The sequence below is a fragment of the Azospirillum sp. B506 genome (assembly GCF_000333595.1).
Taxonomy (GTDB): domain Bacteria; phylum Pseudomonadota; class Alphaproteobacteria; order Azospirillales; family Azospirillaceae; genus Azospirillum.
This window is the reverse complement of the sequence record NZ_BADK01000715.1, coordinates 1-20,083: the sequence shown is the minus strand read 5'-3', so window position 1 is coordinate 20,083 and position 20,083 is coordinate 1. Positions and strand designations below refer to the sequence as shown.

At 67.5% G+C, this 20,083-nt stretch carries 23 protein-coding genes; 5 read left to right on the top strand and 18 right to left on the bottom strand.

The window, feature by feature from the left end; genetic code table 11:
• Nucleotides 1-96 precede the first annotated feature (96 nt).
• The 7 genes from I71_RS21425 to I71_RS21400 all read right to left on the bottom strand — a co-directional run bounded on the left by I71_RS21425 (nucleotide 97) and on the right by I71_RS21400 (nucleotide 5,488).
• Nucleotides 97-1,086 carry an ABC transporter substrate-binding protein gene (locus I71_RS21425; protein ID WP_083897296.1) on the bottom strand — a complete coding sequence of 330 codons (990 nt, stop codon included), beginning with the start codon at nucleotides 1,084-1,086 and terminating at the stop codon, nucleotides 97-99.
• An 11-nt stretch (nucleotides 1,087-1,097) separates the two neighbouring features.
• The gene (locus I71_RS21420) at nucleotides 1,098-2,720 is read right to left on the bottom strand and encodes a rhodanese-like domain-containing protein (RefSeq protein WP_042697846.1); all 1,623 of its coding nucleotides are present in this window, start codon (nucleotides 2,718-2,720) and stop codon (nucleotides 1,098-1,100) included.
• A gap of 15 nt (nucleotides 2,721-2,735) precedes the next feature.
• The gene (locus I71_RS21415) at nucleotides 2,736-3,365 is read right to left on the bottom strand and encodes a cysteine dioxygenase (RefSeq protein WP_042697843.1); all 630 of its coding nucleotides are present in this window, start codon (nucleotides 3,363-3,365) and stop codon (nucleotides 2,736-2,738) included.
• A gap of 13 nt (nucleotides 3,366-3,378) precedes the next feature.
• The gene (locus I71_RS21410; protein WP_042697839.1) at nucleotides 3,379-4,161 is read right to left on the bottom strand and encodes an ABC transporter ATP-binding protein; all 783 of its coding nucleotides are present in this window, start codon (nucleotides 4,159-4,161) and stop codon (nucleotides 3,379-3,381) included.
• On the bottom strand, nucleotides 4,155-4,430 hold the full coding sequence (locus I71_RS40010) for an ABC transporter permease (protein WP_244433971.1): 276 nt from the start codon (nucleotides 4,428-4,430) through the stop codon (nucleotides 4,155-4,157). The genes I71_RS21410 and I71_RS40010 overlap by 7 nt, the downstream gene beginning before the upstream one ends.
• A complete protein-coding gene (locus I71_RS21405) occupies nucleotides 4,424-5,203 on the bottom strand; it encodes an ABC transporter permease (RefSeq protein ID WP_244433970.1) in 780 nt (259 codons plus the stop codon). Before I71_RS21405 ends, I71_RS40010 begins: the two co-directional genes overlap by 7 nt.
• Before the next feature lie 75 nt (nucleotides 5,204-5,278).
• On the bottom strand, nucleotides 5,279-5,488 hold the full coding sequence (locus tag I71_RS21400; RefSeq protein ID WP_042697835.1) for a hypothetical protein: 210 nt from the start codon (nucleotides 5,486-5,488) through the stop codon (nucleotides 5,279-5,281).
• A gap of 477 nt (nucleotides 5,489-5,965) precedes the next feature.
• Between I71_RS21400 and I71_RS21395 the strand changes: the two genes are divergently transcribed.
• Nucleotides 5,966-6,976 (top strand): C-terminal binding protein, encoded by a 1,011-nt coding sequence (locus I71_RS21395; RefSeq protein WP_042697832.1) that lies wholly within the window; start codon nucleotides 5,966-5,968, stop codon nucleotides 6,974-6,976.
• Nucleotides 6,977-7,038: 62 nt separating this feature from the next.
• On the opposite strand, the gene I71_RS21390 is transcribed toward I71_RS21395, so the two are convergent.
• From I71_RS21390 to lhpI, 6 genes are all read right to left on the bottom strand, one after another.
• Complete coding sequence (locus tag I71_RS21390) at nucleotides 7,039-8,103, bottom strand: malate/lactate/ureidoglycolate dehydrogenase (RefSeq protein ID WP_042697829.1); 1,065 nt, start codon at nucleotides 8,101-8,103, stop codon at nucleotides 7,039-7,041.
• Nucleotides 8,100-9,380: a threonine synthase gene (locus tag I71_RS21385; protein ID WP_244433969.1), complete on the bottom strand. Its 1,281-nt coding sequence runs from the start codon at nucleotides 9,378-9,380 to the stop codon at nucleotides 8,100-8,102. The genes I71_RS21390 and I71_RS21385 overlap by 4 nt, the downstream gene beginning before the upstream one ends.
• Nucleotides 9,381-10,292 carry an ABC transporter permease gene (locus tag I71_RS21380; RefSeq protein ID WP_148294318.1) on the bottom strand — a complete coding sequence of 304 codons (912 nt, stop codon included), beginning with the start codon at nucleotides 10,290-10,292 and terminating at the stop codon, nucleotides 9,381-9,383.
• Nucleotides 10,289-11,161 carry an ABC transporter ATP-binding protein gene (locus tag I71_RS21375; protein ID WP_199902219.1) on the bottom strand — a complete coding sequence of 291 codons (873 nt, stop codon included), beginning with the start codon at nucleotides 11,159-11,161 and terminating at the stop codon, nucleotides 10,289-10,291. Before I71_RS21375 ends, I71_RS21380 begins: the two co-directional genes overlap by 4 nt.
• Entirely contained in the window at nucleotides 11,142-12,173 is a 1,032-nt protein-coding gene (locus I71_RS21370; protein WP_042697822.1) for an ABC transporter substrate-binding protein, read from the bottom strand. The genes I71_RS21375 and I71_RS21370 overlap by 20 nt, the downstream gene beginning before the upstream one ends.
• A 467-nt stretch (nucleotides 12,174-12,640) precedes the next feature.
• Entirely contained in the window at nucleotides 12,641-13,561 is a 921-nt protein-coding gene (gene lhpI / locus I71_RS21365; protein WP_244433968.1) for a bifunctional Delta(1)-pyrroline-2-carboxylate/Delta(1)-piperideine-2-carboxylate reductase, read from the bottom strand.
• Between the two features lie 240 nt (nucleotides 13,562-13,801).
• Between lhpI and I71_RS21360 the strand changes: the two genes are divergently transcribed.
• Nucleotides 13,802-14,359, top strand: a complete 558-nt coding sequence (locus tag I71_RS21360; RefSeq protein WP_042697819.1) for a helix-turn-helix domain-containing protein — start codon at nucleotides 13,802-13,804, stop codon at nucleotides 14,357-14,359.
• Nucleotides 14,360-14,508: 149 nt separating this feature from the next.
• On the opposite strand, the gene I71_RS21355 is transcribed toward I71_RS21360, so the two are convergent.
• Both I71_RS21355 and I71_RS21350 read right to left on the bottom strand, forming a co-directional pair.
• Nucleotides 14,509-15,018, bottom strand: a complete 510-nt coding sequence (locus tag I71_RS21355) for a hypothetical protein (RefSeq protein WP_042697816.1) — start codon at nucleotides 15,016-15,018, stop codon at nucleotides 14,509-14,511.
• A gap of 173 nt (nucleotides 15,019-15,191) precedes the next feature.
• A complete protein-coding gene (locus I71_RS21350; RefSeq protein ID WP_042697813.1) occupies nucleotides 15,192-17,315 on the bottom strand; it encodes a 3-hydroxyacyl-CoA dehydrogenase NAD-binding domain-containing protein in 2,124 nt (707 codons plus the stop codon).
• A 19-nt stretch (nucleotides 17,316-17,334) separates the two neighbouring features.
• On the opposite strand from I71_RS21350, the gene I71_RS40640 reads away from it, so the two are divergent.
• The 3 genes from I71_RS40640 to I71_RS21340 are packed head-to-tail and all read left to right on the top strand — an operon-like array spanning nucleotide 17,335 to nucleotide 18,131.
• Nucleotides 17,335-17,457 carry a hypothetical protein gene (locus tag I71_RS40640; protein WP_280109904.1) on the top strand — a complete coding sequence of 41 codons (123 nt, stop codon included), beginning with the start codon at nucleotides 17,335-17,337 and terminating at the stop codon, nucleotides 17,455-17,457.
• Nucleotides 17,458-17,472: 15 nt separating this feature from the next.
• Entirely contained in the window at nucleotides 17,473-17,817 is a 345-nt protein-coding gene (locus I71_RS21345; RefSeq protein ID WP_244433967.1) for an SDR family oxidoreductase, read from the top strand.
• Nucleotides 17,818-17,849: 32 nt separating this feature from the next.
• Nucleotides 17,850-18,131: a GNAT family N-acetyltransferase gene (locus tag I71_RS21340; RefSeq protein ID WP_042697810.1), complete on the top strand. Its 282-nt coding sequence runs from the start codon at nucleotides 17,850-17,852 to the stop codon at nucleotides 18,129-18,131.
• Here the strand turns inward: I71_RS21340 and I71_RS21335 are convergent.
• The 3 genes from I71_RS21335 to I71_RS21325 all read right to left on the bottom strand — a co-directional run.
• Nucleotides 18,128-18,814 (bottom strand): ChrR family anti-sigma-E factor, encoded by a 687-nt coding sequence (locus I71_RS21335; protein ID WP_042697809.1) that lies wholly within the window; start codon nucleotides 18,812-18,814, stop codon nucleotides 18,128-18,130. The genes I71_RS21340 and I71_RS21335 overlap by 4 nt on opposite strands.
• Nucleotides 18,811-19,419: a sigma-70 family RNA polymerase sigma factor gene (locus I71_RS21330; RefSeq protein ID WP_042697806.1), complete on the bottom strand. Its 609-nt coding sequence runs from the start codon at nucleotides 19,417-19,419 to the stop codon at nucleotides 18,811-18,813. Before I71_RS21330 ends, I71_RS21335 begins: the two co-directional genes overlap by 4 nt.
• Before the next feature lie 69 nt (nucleotides 19,420-19,488).
• On the bottom strand, nucleotides 19,489-20,083 hold a 595-nt coding region (locus I71_RS21325; RefSeq protein ID WP_042697803.1), incomplete at its 5' end, for an MFS transporter.

Below are 20,083 nucleotides of genomic sequence, written 5' to 3'. Positions count from 1 at the left end.
GGCGAAACCGCCATGCTCCATGGCGATCACCAGGGCCCGCAGCACATCCATGTCGAGGTTGGTGGGGAGAATTTCCGCCTCCTCGGCACCGCTCCGTCAGGCCGGCAGCGCGCTGTTGAAGCCGGCATCGAAGATCACCGCCGCGTCCAACCGCTTCGGGATGATGCCGAACTCCCGCCAGACATCGGAGGTGGCCTGCTGGTCGGCAATGACGGAGCCATCGATGGGGACCGGCCGAACCCGTTCGACACCGAAGGTGTGGCGTGCGATGGCGGGATCGACGCCGACCGCCTTGGCCCAGATGTCGGCAAAGGCGGTGCTGTTCTCCAACGCCCAGAGCCGGGCGGCGGCGGTGCGGCGGATCAGGTCGGCCAACGCCTCGCGCTTGGCCGCGATGGCCTCCAGCGTGGCGGAGTGATAAGACAGGCCGCTCATCAGCCCGCTTCCGGTGACCACCGCGCGGGCGCCATCCACCAGCAGCGCCTGCGACACATAGATGCCCCAGGTCGACCAGGCGTCGATGGACCCGGCGGCAAGCGCCGACTTGGCATCCGAGGGCAGCAGGAAGGCGATCTTCACATCGTCAGGCTTCAGGCCGTTCGCCTTCAGCGCCGCCAGCACGAGGTAATGGCCGATGGAGCCGCGCCCGGTGCCGATGGTCCTGCCTTTCAGGTCGGCGACGCTGCGGATGGCCGATGTGCCCGGCACCAGGATGGTCGTGCTCTGCGGGTTGGAGCGCACCGCGCCGATGATCTTCGCCGCGGTGCCGGCGGCCAGCGCGAAGGTGGTCGGCGCGTCGCCGGCATAGCCGGTCTCGATGGCGCCGGCGTTCAGCGCCTCCAGCAGCGGTGCGGCGGCCGGGAACTGGCTCCACTCGATGCGATAGGGCAGGTCGGACAGAAGCCCGGCAGCCTCCATCACCGACTGCACGCCGCCTTTCTGGTCGCCGACCTTCAGCACGGTGCCGGCGGGAATCGCTGCCTGCGCCCGACGAAGCGGCACGGTTCCGGCGGCGAGTGCGCCCAAGCCGAGGCCGAGGGCATGGCGGCGCGACAACGGCCGGAGCGGATGGGAGAACACGGTCATGGCGGGCTCCGTCAGATGACGTGGAAATTGTGGGCGCCGTCGCGCTTCAGCTGATCGACCAGTTCCAGCTCCCAGTCGATGTAGCCCTGCATGGCGGCGGCGCTGTTGTCGGTGCCCTCGTAGGGGCGCTTGTAGATGTCGTCGGGTTCACCCCCCAGCCGGTCGAGGTCGGTGCTGAGCGGCAGGCCGGCGGCGACCCAGCCCCTGGTGCCGCCCTCCAGCAGCAGCGGGCGTTGGCGGCCGGGAAAATCGGCGAGAGGGAAGTCGGCGACCGCGTAGCGGGTCAGAGTCCCGTCGCCACAGGTCAGCACCGGCCGCACACCCTTGGGCAGGCTGGCGATGAGGCCGGCCAACCGGGCGCGGGTGGAGAAATACGCCCCCGGAACATGGCCGGCGCGGTAGCGCGGGCTGCGGGTGATGTCGATCACCGCCGCCTCGCCATTCTCCAGCAGGGCCAGCAGGTCGCGCGGCGCGATGGTCTCCGCCCCCACCTCCGGCACCGGCGGCAGGATGCGGCGGTCGGGGCCGCTCTCGCTGCCAAGGGCAGACACGTCGCCCTCCAGAACATGGACCTCCCAACCGAGTTGCGACAGCCAGGACGCCGTCATGTCGGCGCGCGGGCCGCCGCCTCCGGCCGGATCGTCGGCCAGCACGATGCGGGCGCCGCGCACCGCGACATACTCGTCGGTCGCCTGGACCAGCTGCCCGCCGGCGGCATGGCGGAATCCCGGCAGGTGACCGGCTTCATACTCCTCCGGTGTGCGCACGTCGAACAGGTGCAGCGTGCGCCGCTCGTCGCCACGGAAACGGTCGAGCGTCCTGGCGTCGATCCGGCCGACCCCGGCGCGGTCGGCGACCCCGCGGGCACGCCGGCGCCCGGCGTCCTCGCCCGCCGCCGACAGGATGTCGGGGAAGCGCCCTTCCCGCCCGCTGTCGAGATCGAGCCTGGCCAGGGTCCAGCCGATGGTGCCGTTGCGCAGGGCGGCGACCCGGTTGGGGATGCCGGCATTCACCAGCGACTGGGTGCCGATGATAGAACGGGTGCGGCCGGCGCAATTGACCACAACCAGGGTGTCGGGGTTGGGGGCGATGTCATGGACGCGCTTGACCAGCTCCGCTCCCGGCACGCTGATGCCGCCGGGAATCGACATGGTGCGGAATTCCTCGTACCGGCGGGCATCGAGGATGACCAGATCGGCTCCGGCATCGATCAGCGCCTTGACCTCCGCCGCCGGCAGCGAGGGGGTGTGGCGGTGATGCTCGACCCACTCGCCGAAGGCCTTGCTGGGGACATTGACGTCCCGGTAGACCTCGAAGCCGGCGGCGATCCAGCCGGCCAGCCCGCCGTCCAACAGAGTCACGTCGCTGTAGCCGAGTGCCTGGAGCCGGCGGGCGGCCGGCTCGGCATAGCCCTCGCCGTCGTCATAGACGGTGATCGGCACGTCGCGCCGCGGCAGCAGGTTGTAGACCAGCAACTCCACCCGGCTGAGCGGGGCGGAGACGGCGAACAGCGGATGGGCCAGCGAATAGGGGCCTTCCTCGCGCGCGTCGAGCAGGGCGACCTCGTCGCGCTCGATCCAGGCGCGGCGGATGTCGGCGGGGCGACGAGTGGCGAGCGGCGTGGCTGTGGTCATGATGGCTGGTGATCCTCAGGCGGCGGTGGGGACGGGCTGCGAACGGTCCCACAGGTTGGGCAGGGCGCTGTTGGCGTAGCCGGAGATGAAGGGTTTGCGCTGCCCGGTCAGCGGGTCGAACACCGACCGCCGGATGGCGCCGATGTTGCCGCCATAGACGTGGATGCTGATGGACGGCCGGTCGGGCAGGGCGTTGGCGATGGCGTGAACGTCGCCGATGCGGGGCGACACCGCTTCCACCGCCCCGGTGTCCAGTATCTCGGATGGAAAGGCCACCGGCGGGCCGCCCTGCGCCTGGAGGTCGTACCGTTGCGAGCGTTCCGCTCCGCGCAGAACGCCGACGAGACCCCAGACGGTGTGGTCGTGGATCGGCGTCCGCTGCCCCGGCCCCCAGACGAAGCTGACGACGGAGAAGCGCTCATACGGATCGCAATGCAACAGATACTGGCGGTAATGCACCGGATCGGGCTGGGCATAGGCGTCGGGCAGCCAGTCATCGGTGGCGATCAGCCCGGCCAGCAGCTTGCGGCCGGCCGGCAGCACGGCGGCCTCGTCGTCGCCGTGCTCCTCCACCAGTCGGGTGAGGTCGGCGATGAAGCCGCGCAGGCGCTGCAGGTTGGGGGAGAGTATGGTGGTGTCGGTCATGGGGCGGGCATCCTCACCAGGTCTCGGCCAGGCCGAGCAGTTCGAGAATCCGGTGGCGCAGCTCGGTCAGGACCGGGTCGCCACGGTGGCGTGGATAGGGTCGGTCGACGGGCAGGTCGGCTTTGATGCGGGCCGGGCGTCCGCTGAACACGATGACGCGGGTCGCCATGAACAGCGCTTCCTCGATGTCGTGCGTCACCAGCAGGCCGGTGAAGCCGGCCCGGCGCCACAGCTCGACCAGTTCGCTCTGCATGGCCAGCCGGGTCAGGCTGTCGAGCTTGCCCAGCGGTTCGTCGAGGATCAGCAGGCGTGGGTCGTTGACCAGAGCGCGGGCCAGGGCGGCGCGTTGGGCCATGCCGCCGGACAGCTGGTGCGGATAAGCCCTCTCGAAGGCGGTCAGCCCGACGAGCGCCAGCGCCTTGTCAACCCGATGGCCCTGCGAGCGCAGCAGACCGCGTGCCTCCAGCCCCAGGGCGACATTATCGCGCACGGTGCGCCAGGGATAGAGAGTCGGGTCCTGGAAGACGACGACCCGCGACGGGTCGGGGCCGGCGATCGGGCGGCCATCGGCCAGGATGCGGCCATGGCTGGGCGGTTCCAGCCCGGCGATCAGGCGCAGCAGGGTGGATTTACCGCAGCCGCTCGGCCCCAGCAGGGCGACCAGCTCGCCCGGCTCCACCCGAAGCTCGATTCCGTCCAGCACCGGCAGCGGTGCCCCATGCAGCTCGAAGCTGTGGCTGACCGCCTGGACGTCGATGGTCATGCCGGCGGAACCGGCGGTCTCAAGCGCTACCATTTCAGCATTCCCTTCTGCCAGGCGAGCAGGCGGTCACGGACGCGGAACAGCAACGTCACCAGACCCGAACAGAGCAGCGCCATCACCAGCAGGGCCGCATACATGTTGCCGTAGGCTGCCCAGCCCTGGGCCCATTGCAGGTACCAGCCGACGCCCGACTTCACGCCCAGCATCTCCGCCACCACCAGCACGGCGAAGGCGGCGCCCAGCCCCATGAACAGCCCGACGAAGACATGCGGCATCGCCGCCGGGACGGCGACCTTCAGCACCAGGAAGCGTTGCGAGGCCCCCAGCGTGCGGGCGATGTCGTAATAGGCGCTGTTGACCCCGCCACGCCGGACAGGTGAGATGGTACCGGCACGCCGCTGGCCAGCGCGATCAGGAAGACGCTGGCGCTCCAGCTGGTGGGGAAAGGGAAGAAAGCGATGGGCAGCCAGGCGGTGGCCGGCAGCGGGCCGATCAGCCGCAGGACCGGATGGACCCAATAGCCGACCGCCCGCGACCAGCCGATGGCGACCCCCGTCACCACCCCCAGGAGCGACCCGACGGCATAGCCGGTGACCAGCAGCTTCAGCGAAGCGGCGAAACAGTCGACCAGCCGTGGCCAGTCGTCGAGATAGACCTCCAGCAGCGCCTGCGGCGGTACGAAGAAGGGGCGTGGCAGCAGGTTGAGCTTGGCGGTGAGGATCTCCCAACCGCTGACGGCCAAAGCCAGAGCGATCAACCAGGGCACCGACGCCGACAGGCCGGCGATGGTGGAGGCCAGCCGGCCGCGCGGTGCAGGGCGGAGCAGTGCGGTCACCGGGGTGGCCAGCGCCAGCAGCCCGGCGGCCACGACCAGCAGGCTGGCGAACTCGCCTGTCCGCTCCCACTCCTGGGCATCGGCGGCGTCCGGCCACAGGGCCGTCACCCCGGATGCGGCGAACCACAGCAGGGCGGCGGTGGAAAAACGCAGGGGAAGACTGGATCGCAAGGAGCGGCCATTCGGCAAAGCTCCGCCATTGGCCGCCGGCAGAATGGCGACCGTGTTGTCCACGTTCATGATAAGTCTCCGGTTCGGACGTCCGATTCGTTTTTCCGGGCGCCCGTTACGGCGTTTGGATCGCCGGCGGCCCGGTCAGGCCAATGCCGCCAGCGACGCCAGGAAAATGGCCGAGACGATGCCGAGACCGAGGAGAAGCAGGCTATCCGCCGCACCATCCGCGGTACCGTCGCCGGTCCTGCCGCCGGTGGTGTCCGTCTCCACGCCGTCCAGCGGCAGGAACAGGTCGCCCGATGGGCAGAGCGAGGCCATCACCATCCGGTCGATTTCATTCAATTGCTGCATGACAGATCTCCTGGTGAGGCGGTTGGATCGCATGGTCTTCCGCATGCGGCCATCGAGATAAAACAAACCAAGAGCGCTAAATTTCATTATTCCCTATAGGAAAATAGGAAAATTGAGGAAGGTCAAGCACTGCATTCATCTCGACCGACGTTTTCTGCGAAATCCTGAACGATTCCGGCCCTGCCTCTTCCCGTTCCCAACTGGGGAATCCGGGTTTCGGGCAGCATGCCGGCCCAGTTGCGGGACGGATCGACAGGGAAATGTGGTAATTTCCTATTTTCCAGATAGAGTGTCGCGCGACCGGACTTGACCTCTCCGCCGCCGGCAGAAGTCCTCAGGTGTGTCGGGCTTCCTCGTCGGGTCGGGCAGGCTTTGCGATGGGCCTTCCATCGGAAAGGATCCGGTCGCAGCTTGAATGCCATGACCGTCGGAAGAAGGATGCGGTCATGGTCCCGAACAATGCCAGGAGCGTCAGGAATGCGGCAGCAGCGAGCAGCGCGGTTCGTCGTCGGAATCACCGATCACATGATCCCGCCTCCGGAACTGGAGGCCGCGGTGCTGGACGGACTGGCGGAGGTCGATTTTCTCGATTGTCGCCGGGAGGAGGATCTCGACCCTGAACGCCTCGCCCGTCTGGACGCCCTGCTGGTCTGGAGCACGCGCATCGGCCCGGCAACGGTCGAGCGGCTGAAGCGCTGCCGGATCGTCGTGCGCTTCGGTGTCGGCTATGACCGCATCAATGTGGCGGCGCTGCAGGCTGCGGGAATTCCGTTCTGCAACAATCCCGATTACGGGACGGAGGAGGTTGCCGACCATGCGGTCGCCATGATCCTGTCGCTGCAGCGCCGCCTGTGGGAGCATGATGCCCGCGCCCGCGGCTATACGGCGACATGGCAGGCCAACACGCTGACGCCGCTGCACCGCTCCAGCGCCGCGACGGTCGGCGTGGTCGGCGTCGGGCGGATCGGAACTGCCGTGGTGAACCGGCTGAAGGGCTTCGGTTACCGGATCCTGGGCTATGATCCGTTTCAACCGGCCGGCCACGAGAAGGCGGTCGGCTATCGCCGCGTCCGCCGGCTGGAGGAGCTGCTGGCGGAGTCCGACATCGTCACCTTCCATTGCCCGCTGAACGGCGAGACGCGCGGTCTGTTGAACGATGCCACCCTGGCGGCGATGAAGCCGGGCGCCATTCTGGTCAACACCGCGCGCGGCGAACTGTTCGCCGGGTTGGACCCGCTGGCGGCGGCCCTGCGCAGCGGCCGGTTGGCCGCGGTCGGGACCGACGTGCTGCCGGTCGAGCCGCCCACCGCCCATCCGCTTCTGGAAGCGTGGCGGGCGCGGGAAGAGTGGCTGGCCGGGCGTCTGGTGGTGACGCCGCACAATGCCTTCCATTCCGATCAGGCGGCCGTTGAGATGCGGCGCAACGCGGCGGAAACGGTGCGGCTGTTTCTGGAGGATGGGGAACTCCGGAACAGGATCGCCGCCTGACCGGTGGCAGGCGGCGGAGCAGAGGACGGCGGGGCGGGGGGCGGAAAGCCGCCCGTTCCCCGCTATCCCTCCAGCAGCGTCTGAATTTCCAACCCAAGCCCGCCGCCGATGCGATGAAGTGCTGCGACGGTGTCGGGATCGAGCGCGATGCCGCGGTCCATGGCGGCCATGCGGTGCAGGGCCTCCGGTTCTCCGGGGATGCTAACGCCGTTGCTGCCGGGGGCGGCGGGCGTGTCGGCGACATGGTCGAGGACGGCATCGGTCAGGGTCTGCCATTCCGGGCCGGCGACCCGGTTTGGATCGATGACGAAGGCGAGCGCGTTGTTCACCACCCGGCCCGGCCGCAGATTATCCGGCAGGGCGGGCAGGCCGCCGGCCAAAGCCCCCGCCAGGATTTCGCAGGCCAGCGCCAGCCCATAGCCCTTATGTCCGCCGAAGGGCAGGATGGCCCCGGTGGGATCGGTGAACATCACGCCGGGATCGCGCGTCGGCCGGCCCTCCGGGTCCAGCAGCAGGCCATCCTCAACCTCCTTGCCCAGCGAGGCGGCGACCCGGCACTTGTTGGCGGCGACGGCGCTGGTGGCGAAATCCAGCAGGAAGGGCGCATAGCCCGGCGTGCCGGGAACGGCGATGCAGACCGGGTTGGTGCCCAGCCGGGGCCGTCCGCCGCCATGGGGAGCCGCCAGCGGCCGGCTGACCACATTGACGAAGAACAGCCCGATCAACCCGGCGGCGATGCATTGCTCGCCATAGGAACCGACCCGACCGATATGGTGGGCGTTGCGCAGCGCCAGGATGCAGGCGCCGCCGGCCCTGGCGCGCTCGATGGCGAGGTCGGTCGCCTCCTTTGCGATCACCTGCCCATAGCCGACATCGCCGTCCACCACCAGAAAGGGCGCCTCGTCGCGGACGATGCGGGCATGGCGGTTGGGCTGGAGATGGCCCAGCTCCAGGCTGCGGGCATAGACGGCGATCTGGCAGACGCCGTGGCTGGCATGGCCGCGGGCGTCGGCCTCAACCAGATTGGCGGCGACGATGGCGGCCTCCTCCGCCGCGCTGCCGCTGCGGCGGAGGATGGCGTCGAGCGTTGCGACCAGCCGGTCGGGGCGGTAGCGGACCCCGCTCATCGTCCGCTGTCCTGAAACAGCGAATAGTCGATGGGCTGGGTGCGGTCGAGCGTGCGGTGGACCGGCGGCAGCGGGTATTTCAGGCCGGTGGCGCAATTGAACAGGACGGCGCGTTCCTCCTTGCCGACCCGGCCCTCGGCCAGCGCCTGTTTGTAGGCGGCATAGGTCGCAGCCCCTTCCGGACAGAGCAGGAAGCCCTCCTCCCGCGCCACCTCGTTCAGCGCGGCCTGGATGGCATCGTCCGGCACGGCGATGGCAAAGCCGTCGCTCTCGCGCACGGCGCGCAGGATCAGGAAGTCGCCCACCGCCTGCGGCACGCGGATGCCGGAGGCAATGGTGTGGGCATCTTCCCAGCGCGGGGCATGCTCCTCTCCCTGTTCCCAGGCGCGGACCATCGGCGCGCAGCCGGCGGCCTGGACCGCCACCATGCGCGGACGTTTCGATCCGATGAAACCGATGGCCTCCAACTCGTCGAAAGCCTTCCACATGCCGATCAGGCCGGTGCCGCCGCCGGTGGGATAGAAGATGACGTCCGGTACCTCCCAGCCCAGCTGTTCGGCCAGCTCCAGCCCCATGGTCTTCTTGCCCTCGATCCGGTAGGGCTCCTTCAGGGTGGAAACGTCGAACCAGCCGACCTTGGCCTTGCCCTCACCGACGATCTTTCCGCAATCGTCGATCAGGCCGTTGACGCGGTAGACGGTGGCGCCCTGCAGCTCGATCTCCGACACATTCACCTCCGGCGTGTCGGCCGGGCAGAAGATGGTGGTGCGGATTCCGGCGCGGGTGGCGTAGGCGGCGAGCGCCGCCCCGGCATTGCCGTTGGTCGGCATCGCCATGTGCTGGATACCGAAGGACTTCGCCATCGACACCGCCATCACCAGCCCGCGCGCCTTGAAGGAATCGGTGGGCAGCCGCCCTTCGTCCTTCACCAGCAGCTCGGCGGCACCCAGGCGCTTGGCGATACGGGGCAAGGGGACCAGCGGCGTCACCGCCTCCCCCAGGCTGACGATGTCCTCGACCCGGCGGACGGGCAGAAGCTCGCGGTAACGCCACAGATCCTGCGGGCGTTCCGACAGCGCGCTCTTGGTGAGCGCCTGCTTCACGCCCTTCAGGTCGTAGCGGACCAGCAGCGGCTTGCCGGCGTGCGACAGGTTGTGGATCGTGTCGGCCTCGTACCGTTCGCCGGTGTAGGCGCATTCCAGATGGGTGACGAAGGTCGGGCGCTCGACCGTCAGGTTGGAATCGAAGCGCACCGGGTTGATGTCTTGGAAAGCCATTTAGCGGACCATGCCCCATTTGCGGACCGTGTGGACCTCGATCCAGCGGAAGACGACGTTTTCGACCAGCAGGCCGATCAGGATGACGGTGACGAGGCCGGCGAAGACCTTGTCGATGTAAAGCTCGTTGCGATTCTGGAAGATGAACCAGCCGAGACCGCCCTTGCCGGACGACACGCCGAACACCAGTTCCGCCGCGATCAGCGTGCGCCAGGCGAAGGCCCAGCCGACCTTCAGCCCGGTCAGGATCGCCGGGAAGGCGGCGGGGATCAGCAGCGTGACGACATAGCGCAGGCTGCCCAGCCCGTAATTCCGCCCGGCCATCCGCAGGGTTTCCGACACGGAGGTGAAGCCGGCATGGGTGTTCAGCGCCAGCGGCCACAGCACGGCATGGACCAGCACGAAGATCAGGCTGACTTCGCCCAACCCGAACCACAGCATGGCGATGGGCAACAGGGCGATGGCCGGCAGCGGGTTGAACATGGAGGTCAGGGTCGACAGCAGGTCGTTGCCGATGCGGGTGGAGACGGCGACCGTTGTCAGCAGCACGGCCAGCACCAGCGCGATCGCGTACCCCTTCAACAGCACCGCCAAGGAGGTCCAGGCCATCGACAGCAGATTGTCGCGCCGGATGCCGTCCCACAGCGCCGCGACCGTGTCGGTGAAGGTCGGGAACATCAGCGGGTTGTTCTGCCAGACCGCCGCCGCCTGCCACAGCGCCGCGACCGCCGCCAGCACCAGCAACCGGCGGAGCGCCGTGACGTTGCCGAGCCGCTCCCACAGGGACAGCGGGCGGGCGACATCGCCGATGGGGCCGGTTACGGTGACGGTGCGCTCATATTCCGGACGCCGCGGCGGTTCGCGCCGGCTGCCGGGGGGAAGCGGACGCGGGGAGAAGGACAGGCCGGTCATGCGCTTGGTCCTTTTCCGGTGGCTCGGCCGGTGCTTTCGACATCTTCGGCGAACAGCATGGTGTGGATGCGGTTGGCGAGTGCCTGGAACTCCGCCCCGCCGACGGCGCCGTGATCGTAGCCGTCGCAGTTGACCTCCGCCTTCACCTGTCCGGGATGGGGCGACAGCACCAGGATGCGCGAACCGACGACCAGCGCCTCCTCGATGGAATGGGTGACGAACAGCACGGTGAAGCGCAGGTCGTCCCACAGTTGCAGCAGTTCCTCCTGCATCTTGCGGCGGGTCAGCGCGTCGAGCGCGGCGAAGGGCTCGTCCATCAGCAGGATGTCGGGTTCCATCGCCATGGCGCGCGCGATGGCGACGCGCTGCTTCATGCCGCCCGACAGCATGTGCGGGTGGACGTCGGCGAACTTCGTAAGATTCACCCGCGCGATGCAGTCGAGCGCTTTTTCCGCCGCCTCGCGCCGCTTGGCCTTACCGCTGGCGAGCAGCGGGAACATGACATTCTCCTTGACCGTCTTCCAGGGCGGAAGCTGGTCGAACTCCTGAAAGACCATCATGCGGTCGGGTCCGGGTTTCGTCACGCTGCGGCCGTTCAGGCGGATCGTCCCTTCGACCGGCTGGAGGAAGCCGCCGACCGCCTTCAGCAGGGAGGATTTGCCGCAGCCCGACGGCCCCAGCAGGACATAGCGTTCGGATTGGAATACCTGGAAATCGACACGGTAGGTCGCGGTGACGAGGTGGCGGCGCGTCTTGTATTGCAGGGTGACGCCGGAGACGTCCAGCAGCGGCCGTTCGGACAGGCCGTCGCTGTCGATGCTGTGCGGGTAGGTCAGCGCGTTCATCGTCTCAGCTCCCGGTGCCGTCATGCAGATCCTCGAAGAAATAGTCCTTCCAGGAGGCCGGCTTGTTCCTGATGGCGCCGACCTTGTGCATGAAGTCGGCGAAGGCCTCCGTCCGGTTGGGCGTGACGGTGAAACGGATGTCGGGGTCGTTCAGCAGGCGCAGGATATAGGCCTTGTCCAGGCTGCCCTTGTTCTGCGCCAGATAGGCGTCGGCCGCCGCCTCATGGTTGGCGTTGATCAGGTCCATCGCTTCCTTCAGCGCGTCGAGGAAGGCTTGGTAGGTCTTCGGATTGCCGTCGCGGAAGGACTGCTTGCTCCAGATCAGGTTGAAGCTGTGCGGGCCGCCCAGCACGTCATAGGAGCTGATCACCTTGTGGATCTTCGGGTCGTCCAGCTGTTGATACTGGAAGGGCGGGCTGGAGATGTGGGCGGTGATGCCGCCGCTGCCCGACAGCAGGGCCGCCGTCGCGTCGGGATGGGGCATCGACACCGTCAGCCTGTCGAGCGCGTCGTACTTACCCGGGCCGAACTCCTTTTCCGCCGCCATTTGCAGGATGCGCGCCTGGACGCCGACCTTCACCGCCGGCAGGGCGATCCTGTCGGCGTCGGTGAAGTCCTTCAGCGACCCGACTTTCGGATTGTTGGTGGTCAGGAACAACGGCATGTCGTTCAGCGACGCGATGGCCTTGACGTTGGCGCTGCCCCTGGTGCGATCCCAGATGGTCAGCAGCGGGCCGACACCGGCGGAGCCCAGATCGATGCTGCCGGACAGCAGGGCGTCGTTCATCGCTGCCCCGCCGGAGAGCTGGACCCAGTCCACGGCGATGTCGATGCCCAACGCCTTGCCATGCTTCTCGATCAGCTGGTTGTGGCGCAGGACGTGGAGCGGCAGATACCCCAGGCCATATTGCTCGGCGATGCGGATGCGCCCTTCGGCCGCAGCAGGGGCCGCGGTTGCCGACATCATCAGTACCCCCATCACCAATGCGGCGATCGCCGCGAAGGCACGGCGACTGGAGCGTCCTGGCTGTGGCATGGCGGTATTCCTTTATCTCCATAAATCTAGTAGATTTTAGGTGAACATGATTCGATGCGAACGTCAATAGTGTAGAATTTTGTCGGAGGCGGAGCGACAACCCAGAAAATTTAGTGGATATAATAACAGATAACATATACAGCCAGCAATATTGCAACAGCTTGGCCATCGATCATGGTGGCAGCATTGCAGGGATCGTGCACCTGCGATTCTACAACCTATGATCAATTTTTTGACGCCATGCCATGCCATGCCATGCCACGCCATGACAGGGCGTGCCCGGCAGCCTGCGGAAGCAGCGGGTTGATCAAGGAAAAGGACTCTGATCGGCCGTCCGCGATCTCCGGACGATTGTTCCGGTGCGGACGAAGACGAGGGTGTCATCCTGGCTGGCCTGCGCACAATGCCGGCGGAAGTTGCCGGCCAACGCCAGTGTGCGCAGGCCAGCCAGGGGGCCGGTCGTAACGTTACCGTGCCTGACGTGCTGCCAGGGCGCAGCGTGCCGCGGCGAGGTCCCAGGCGGCGCAACCGACACTCTTGAACAGGCGGGGCCGGTCCGAGACGCCGCGGCCCTCCAGTGCATCGGCCAGCGACCGGCCGGCGGACCAATCGAAGCCCGCCTGGATCAGGTCGCCGGCCTCATGCCGCGCGCCGGCCGGGTCGTCGATGAAGACATCGCTGCCATGGATGGAGGCCGGACCGTATTCCGCCATCTCCGGTTTGAAGGCCCCGACGCCAACCAGCAGCCGGTCCGGCCGCGGCGGCTCGTCATAGACCGGCGCGAGACTGGTGGTCAGCGCGATGACAACATCGGCCGCGGCATCGACGGCTCCGGACATCGGATGCAGGTCGATCCCCACCGTGGCGAAGCGTTGGCAGAAAGAGCGTGCCGACCCGTCGGTGCGGCCGTGAACATCGACCTGAAGCTCGGGATAGAGAGCCGCCAGCGCTTCAACATGGTAGGCGGCCTGCTTGCCGGTGCCGATCAGGGCGACCCGCCGTGGCGGACGGCGGGCAAGGGTCCGGATCGCAAGCATCGACACGGCGGCGGTACGGCGGCCGGTGACCGTCGGTCCATCGAGGATCGCCAGCGGCGCACCCGTCGCGGCATCATAAGCGGCCACCACGCCATGGATGGTCGGCAGCCCGAGCGCCCCATTGGCCGGGCAGACATTGACCAGCTTGTGGATGCCGATGTCCCCGGCCGTCGCCGGCATGGACAGCAGGACGCCATTCTGCGCCAGGGGCAGGACCTGCCGTTCCGGGCTGTGGATCCGGCCAGCGGCATAGTCGACAGCCGCCGTGGCGATGGCGTCACACAAGGGCGCGAAGGGCAGCAGTTCCGCTGTTTCCGCGGGAGACAGCATGGACAGGGCGGCGGTGGTCAAGGCGGTGCTCTCCTCGCAAAGGATTGGGCATGGGGAGACGTCACGCTATCGCCGGACATGACCATGCGCCAGAAATTTTTCGTATCCGAAAAAATTTCGACTATACTCCAGCAGCCGGTTGGTCCTGGCGGTTCCAAGTCGAGGAAAAACAGTGTGAGCGGGTCTTCGCAGCGCAGCGGTCACAGCCGGGAGTGTCGTGGGCAGGAGGGAAATGGGCAGGAGGAAAAGGGTGCGGCGAGCATGCTTGCATCGACGTTGAAGCGCCTGCGGTCGGCGGCACGGCTGACGCTCCAGCAACTGAGCGAGCGGTCCGGCGTCTCGGTATCGACCCTGTCGAAGATCGAGAACGGTCAACTGTCCCCGACCTACGAGAAGATCGCCGCGCTGGCCTCGGGGCTGGGCGTCGAGGTGGGGGAACTGTTCGGCCAACCCCCGAAGCCGACCCCGTTGGGGCGCCGCAGCATCACGCGGGCCGGCGGCGGGATGGTGCATGAAACCGACCAGTACCGGTATGAAGCGCTCAACGCCGACCTGCCGAACAAGCGCCTTGTTCCGTTGGTGACAACCATCAAGGCGCGTAGCGTCGAGGATTTCGGCGAGCTTCCCCGCCATGATGGCGAGGAGTTCCTCTATGTGCTGGAGGGCGAGGTGACGGTCCATACCGATTTCTACACGCCCTTCACGCTGTCGACGGGTGATTCCTGCTATTTCGACAGCGGGATGGGGCATGCCTGCGTGTCCGGCGGTGCCGAGGATGCCCGGGTTCTTTGGGTCTGCTCCCACACGTCGCTCGCCTGAACGGAGACGGCGAGTGCAGACTCTCCGGCACATGCTGCTGCACATAAAATGCCCCGGCAGGACGGGGTCCGGCCGGGGCGAATAGGCAGTTGAGACGACGACGACTGCGGAACGAAAGCGGTTACGGCACGGCGGTCACAACTTGGCTGTCAGGAGGCGTGGCGCAGGGTGGCCGAACCGGGGGAGGTCGGACGCCCCTGCACTGGGGTCACGGGGAAGACCAGAACCGACGAACGTTGGTCGGAGACCAGAAGCGCGTCCGCAGGCTCGCGCCCATTCAACAGCCACTGATAAGCGGCGGCGATGGCGACCCGGTCACGTCCCTCCGCGGACAGGACGCGCAGGCCGGCCGCCGTTTTCTCATTCGGACCGCTGCGGCGAACCGCGTCGCACAGCGCATGCCCGAGCCGGAGGTCCGATACCAGAACTGCGCTGAAGCCGGCCTGAACGATGACCGACGCCAAGGCTCCCAGATGGGACGGCGGCAGGGGAGAATTGCCGACCTCCCGCAGATCGAGGAACAGGCTTCGGCTGGTGCCGGCACCGGACAGTGCGCTGCGCAAAGTCCCGAGCCATACGGACGGCGAAGCATCGCAAAGGCCGCTGCAGGCGACGGCGTGGAGACCCCAGTCGGTGGCTGCGACGGTGATGTCCTTCATGCTGCTCCCCTTCGGTGAAGCCCGGGTTCCTCGTGCAGGTCGGCTCCGTCGCCCCAGCCGGCTGGGGGGCCGGTCGGGTGGACGATGGAGCGTCCCTGATGGAAGAGTATAGGGAAGATTCCTAACAATCAGTAACGGAAACAAGTTTCCGATTTGTAATTCACATTCCGGATTCAGCATCCAATGGGCCGTCCGGCCGCCGCGCATTGCAGAAGCAAAGCCGACGGATGCCACTGCGGGCCGCCGATGCCACGGTGGTAACGTTGGACCGCTTCGGCGATCCGGCCCAATCCCTCCTGGTTGGCCCAGAACAGAAGGCCGCCGCGCCAGGACGGGAAGCCGTAGCCGTGCAGCCAGATGGCATCGATGTCGACCGGGCGGGCGGCAATGCCCTCCTCCAGGATCTTGGCCGCCTCGTTCACCATCGCATAGAGGCAACGCTCGCGGATCTCCTCGTTGCTGACCGGGCGCGGGGCGATGCCGCGGCGGCGACGGTCCTCCTCGATCACCGCCGTTACCTCCGGATCGGGGATCGGGGTGCGGCTGCCGGAGTCGTAGCGGTAGACGCCGGCCGAGGTCTTCTGCCCGTAGCGGCCGCGCTCCGCCAGTATGTCGAGCCAATCCGGCGCCTGTGCCTCCGGATCGCCGGCCTTGCGCCGTTCCTCACGGATGCGCCAGCCGACATCGATGCCGGCAAGGTCGGTCATCGAGAAATGGCCGAGCGGGAATCCGAATTCGGTCAACACGCGGTCAACCTGCTCGGGGCTGGCGCCCTCCTCGACCAGGGCCATCGATTCCCGGCCGCGCTGGTGCAGGATGCGGTTGCCGACGAAGCCGTGGCAGACGCCGACTGCCACTCCGACCTTGCCGATCCGGCGCGCCAGAGCCATCGCCGTCGCCAGCACCGGGGCGGAGGTCTTGGCGCCGCGTACAACCTCCAGCAGGCGCATGACGTTGGCCGGGCTGAAGAAATGCATGCCCAGCACGTCCTGCGGCCGGCCGGTCGCCGCGGCGATGGCATCGACATCGAGCGTCGAGGTGTTCGTCGCCAGGATCGCGCCGGGTTTGCAGATTTCGTCCAGCGTCCGGAAAATGGTCTGCTTGATCTCCATGCTCTCGAACGCCGCCTCCACCACCAGATCGGCGTCGGCAAGCTCCCCATAGGACAGGGTGGGGTGGATCAGTGCCATCCGCTCTTCCACCTGCGCTGCGGTCAGGCGGCCTTTGCGGGCGGTCGCGTCGTAAGTGCGGCGGATGGCGGCGATGCCGCGCTCCAGCCCCTCCGGCGCGCTGTCGACCAGCACCACCGGGATGCCGGCATTGGCGAAGCACATGGCGATGCCGCCGCCCATGGTGCCGGCACCGACCACGCCGACCTTGCGGATGTCGCGCGTCGGCGTATCGGCCGGCAGGCCGGGAACCTTCGCCACCTCGCGCTCGGCGAAGAAGGCGTGGATCAGGCCGGCGCGCTGGGGCGAGTCCAGGCAGGCCAGGAACAGGTCCCGCTCGCGCGCGGCGCCCTCAGCGAAGGGGAGGGTGACGGCGGCCTCGACCGCATCGACGATGCGATGGGGGGAGAACAGGTGCGGCTGGCCTCTGGCAAGCTCGGCCCGCCTCGCCGTGAACAGGGCGGGATCGGTGCCGGCGATGCGGTCGGTGCGGGCGCTGACCGGCTGCGGCAGGCTGCCATCGGCGAGCAGCCGTTCGGCGGCGCGCAGTCCGGCGTCCATCGGCGAGCCGCCGTCTTCAACCGCATCGACGAGGCCGAGCGAAAGGGCCTCCCCGGCACTGACAGGATCGCCGGACAGGATCATGTCCAGAGCCTTGGCCGGGCCGACCAGACGCGGCAGCCGCTGCGTGCCGCCGGCGCCCGGCAGCAGGCCCAACTTCACCTCCGGCAAGCCGAGCCGGGCCGATTTCAGAGCGACGCGGACATGGCAGGCCAGCGCCACCTCCAGTCCGCCGCCCAGTGCCGTGCCATGGATGGCGGCGATCACCGGTTTGGTCGCGGTGTCGAGACGCGCCACCACCTCCGGCAGGGTCGGCGGTGCGGAGGGCTTGCCGAACTCCCGGATGTCGGCCCCCGCCATGAAGCTGCGGCCGGCACAGACGATCAGCAGCACGCCGGCTCCGTCGTCGGCCAGCCCGGCTTCCAGCGCCGCGACCAGCCCGCTGCGCACGCCATGGCCGATGGCATTGACCGGCGGGTAATCGACGGTGATGACACCGATATTCCCCTGGCGCGCATATTGGACAGGATTGGACGGAACCACTTCAGTCTGGGCCTGAGACGGCATCGGCACTCTCCGAAAAACCATGGATCCGGGCATCTCCGCTGACGGACGGCGTCGTAACCGGCGGGCCGCCTACCTGACGCTGCACCACGCGGTTCCGCATCTGAAGACGGCTGGCGGCGGGTCGGTGATCGTCACCGCCTAGATCAATGGCACACGGGTGTTCAGCAACACCGGCGCCACCGCCTATTCCTGCACCAAGGCGGCCCAACTCGCCATGGTGAAGATGCTGCCGCTGGAACTGGCGCCGAGCCGCATCCGCGTCAATGCCATCTGTCCCGGCATCATCGAAACGGAAATTCCCGACAATACCCGGAAGTGGAACCTTGAATCTGTGCAGGTCCCAATCGAGTATTCGCAGGGCAAGGTGCCCTTGACCGGCGGCAGGTCCGGCGACAGCTTCGACGTGGCGGAGCTTGCGCTGTTCCTGGCGTCGGAGCGGGCCAGGCACATCACCGGCACGCCGGTCTGGATCGATGGGGCGGAATCCCTGATGGTCGGCTGACGGTCCTGCAATCAGCGAAGGCGAAAGACACCATGAGCTTGCATGAAACGGTGCGGAACAACGAAGATCTCGGCCGCTACGAGCTGACCGTGGATGGCTCCACCGCGCTGGTGACCTACGACATGCGCGAGGGCAGGATTGCCCTGACCCACACCCAGGTGCCGGGCGCGCTGACCGGCCAGGGGGTGGGGTCGGAACTGGCGAAGGGTACGCTGGACGACATCAGGGCCAGGGGCCTGAAGGTCTTGCCGCTCTGCAGCTTCATCGCGGCCTACATCAAGCGGCATCCGGAATATCAGGATCTCGTCGGCTAAAGCGGATGCCCGTCCTCGCCGAGGAAGATCAGGTCGCCGTCCAGCAGGAAGAGGCAGATGCAGTCTTCCTCGCTGGCACCGCACGCATGATGGTCAGTGTCGGCGCCATATTGGGCGACGTCGCCAACGGCATAGTGGCCATATTCGTCGCTGAACGCGCCGCGCAGGACCAGCAGCAATTCGTCGGCGGTGTGGCGATGCGCGGGCACCGGCGCACCCGATGCCATGCGCAGCAGGCAGATCCTCGTACCGGATAGGGTGCGTTCCCAGTCCGACAGCCAGACTCCCGTGGAAATCTTCCGCCAGGACCCGTCATCGGTCGGCGTGTCGATCGCCTCCGGCAGCCAGCTGCGCAGCGGCTCCGGCACCAGCGGGCCGCATCCCGGATTGGCGGAGGCGGGATTGGCGGAGGATAGACCGGCCGGTTTCATCTCCGCCGGCGCCAGAGTGGCGGTGAGCAGGCCGTCCATCCGGTCGAGCAGCGCATCCACGCCAGCATGATCGTCGCCGGGCAGCTCCTCGAACCAGCTGCCGCACAAGGATTCGTAGGTGGAAACGCGGCGGCGGCAATCCGGGCAGTGGGCGAGATGGGTCGCCACCAGCAGTGACTTTCCGGCCCGCTCCTGCCCGCTGGCATAGCCGATCAGAAGCTGCTCGTCCGGATGGTGGAACGGCACCGTCACGCCTTGTTCCTCATGCTGCGTTTCAAATGGCCGAGCGCGAGGCGCAGCCGCGTCTTGACCGTTCCCAAGGGCACCTCCGTGTCCTCGGCGATCTCTTCATGGGTCTGTTCCAGGAAATACGACCGGCGCAGCACTTCGGATTGCTTCGCCTCCAAGGAACCGATGGCGTCCTGCAGCTGTCGGCTGCTCTGGACCAGCTGGGCGGAGTCCTCCGGCGAGACTTGGGACGAGGGCGTCATCGCCGGATCGTCCGGGTCGAGGGCTGGGCGCAATTCCTTGCGCAGCCGGTCGATGCGGCGGTTGCGGGCGATGGTGAACACCCAGGTGCCGACGGTCGCCTGAGCAGGATCGAAGCTGCCCGCCTTCAGCCAGACCGTCAGCATCACCTCCTGGGCCAATTCCTCCGCCGTGCTGCGGTCGGCGCCGAGCTTCAGGCAATAATTCAGGATTTTCGGGGCGAAATGGCGGAAAAGCGTCGCGAATGCCGCGCGGTCGCGGTCCTGAGCGACCGCATGGACCAGCGCCCCGAACAGGTCGGCATCCAGGCTCTGCGATCTGTCCTGGTCCGACGGCTCCGGACACCGGGACTCGCGCGAAAACGGCATTCAACCACCAACCAGCATTCAAGCGGGCAGCAGCTTATCCCGAACTCCTGAACGGAGCATTCCCAAAAATCATTGGTGTGCCAAAGGTGATTTCAGCGCGCTCATCGGATCCAGCGGAGAAACGGTGGGCGTCGTCTGGGGCAGCGGACGGAAGGCGGCCTGCGCTTCGGCAGGCAGGGGCGGCCTGACCCGGGTCCTCCACAGGCCATAGAGTGTTGCGCATAGCGCTCCGCCGGTGATGAAGCTGAACAGCCCGGCCGGGCCGGTCATGGTCATCAGCGCCGACGCCACGGGCGGTCCGATGATGGCGCCGACCGAATTGGCCAGGATCAGGCCGCCGCTGGCCGACACCATGTCCTCCCGCCGCACATAGTCGTTGGTGTGGGCAAGGCAGACCGGATAGAGCGTGAAGGCCAGCCCGCCGAACAGCGGCGCCACCAGCAGCAGAGCCTGCGGGCGATGCAGCCCGGCGGCGGCGATCATGCCCAGGCTGGTCAGCGACAGTGTGGCCGACAGGCCGATGATGACGCTGCGCCGGTCGAAGCGGTCGGACAGCCGGCCGAGCGGCCATTGCAGCGCCATGCCCCCGAGGATCAGCACCGACATGAACAGCGCCGTACCCGAAACGCCGAATTCGAGGCGGCGCCGAACACCGGGGGCAGCC

Excerpts from the sequence above, each read along its gene's own strand:
- I71_RS21425 (WP_083897296.1), bottom strand. The coding sequence starts at position 1,086 with ATGACCGTGTTCTCCCATCCGCTCCGGCCGTTGTCGCGCCGCCATGCC.
- I71_RS21420 (WP_042697846.1), bottom strand. The coding sequence starts at position 2,720 with ATGACCACAGCCACGCCGCTCGCCACTCGTCGCCCCGCCGACATCCGC.
- I71_RS21415 (WP_042697843.1), bottom strand. The coding sequence starts at position 3,365 with ATGACCGACACCACCATACTCTCCCCCAACCTGCAGCGCCTGCGCGGC.
- I71_RS21410 (WP_042697839.1), bottom strand. The coding sequence starts at position 4,161 with ATGGTAGCGCTTGAGACCGCCGGTTCCGCCGGCATGACCATCGACGTC.
- I71_RS21405 (WP_244433970.1), bottom strand. The coding sequence starts at position 5,203 with ATGAACGTGGACAACACGGTCGCCATTCTGCCGGCGGCCAATGGCGGA.
- I71_RS21400 (WP_042697835.1), bottom strand. The coding sequence starts at position 5,488 with ATGCAGCAATTGAATGAAATCGACCGGATGGTGATGGCCTCGCTCTGC.
- I71_RS21395 (WP_042697832.1), top strand. The coding sequence starts at position 5,966 with ATGCGGCAGCAGCGAGCAGCGCGGTTCGTCGTCGGAATCACCGATCAC.
- I71_RS21390 (WP_042697829.1), bottom strand. The coding sequence starts at position 8,103 with ATGAGCGGGGTCCGCTACCGCCCCGACCGGCTGGTCGCAACGCTCGAC.
- I71_RS21385 (WP_244433969.1), bottom strand. The coding sequence starts at position 9,380 with ATGGCTTTCCAAGACATCAACCCGGTGCGCTTCGATTCCAACCTGACG.
- I71_RS21380 (WP_148294318.1), bottom strand. The coding sequence starts at position 10,292 with ATGACCGGCCTGTCCTTCTCCCCGCGTCCGCTTCCCCCCGGCAGCCGG.
- I71_RS21375 (WP_199902219.1), bottom strand. The coding sequence starts at position 11,161 with ATGACGGCACCGGGAGCTGAGACGATGAACGCGCTGACCTACCCGCAC.
- I71_RS21370 (WP_042697822.1), bottom strand. The coding sequence starts at position 12,173 with ATGCCACAGCCAGGACGCTCCAGTCGCCGTGCCTTCGCGGCGATCGCC.
- I71_RS21360 (WP_042697819.1), top strand. The coding sequence starts at position 13,802 with ATGCTTGCATCGACGTTGAAGCGCCTGCGGTCGGCGGCACGGCTGACG.
- I71_RS21355 (WP_042697816.1), bottom strand. The coding sequence starts at position 15,018 with ATGAAGGACATCACCGTCGCAGCCACCGACTGGGGTCTCCACGCCGTC.
- I71_RS21350 (WP_042697813.1), bottom strand. The coding sequence starts at position 17,315 with ATGCCGTCTCAGGCCCAGACTGAAGTGGTTCCGTCCAATCCTGTCCAA.
- I71_RS40640 (WP_280109904.1), top strand. The coding sequence starts at position 17,335 with ATGGATCCGGGCATCTCCGCTGACGGACGGCGTCGTAACCGGCGGGCC.
- I71_RS21340 (WP_042697810.1), top strand. The coding sequence starts at position 17,850 with ATGAGCTTGCATGAAACGGTGCGGAACAACGAAGATCTCGGCCGCTAC.
- I71_RS21330 (WP_042697806.1), bottom strand. The coding sequence starts at position 19,419 with ATGCCGTTTTCGCGCGAGTCCCGGTGTCCGGAGCCGTCGGACCAGGAC.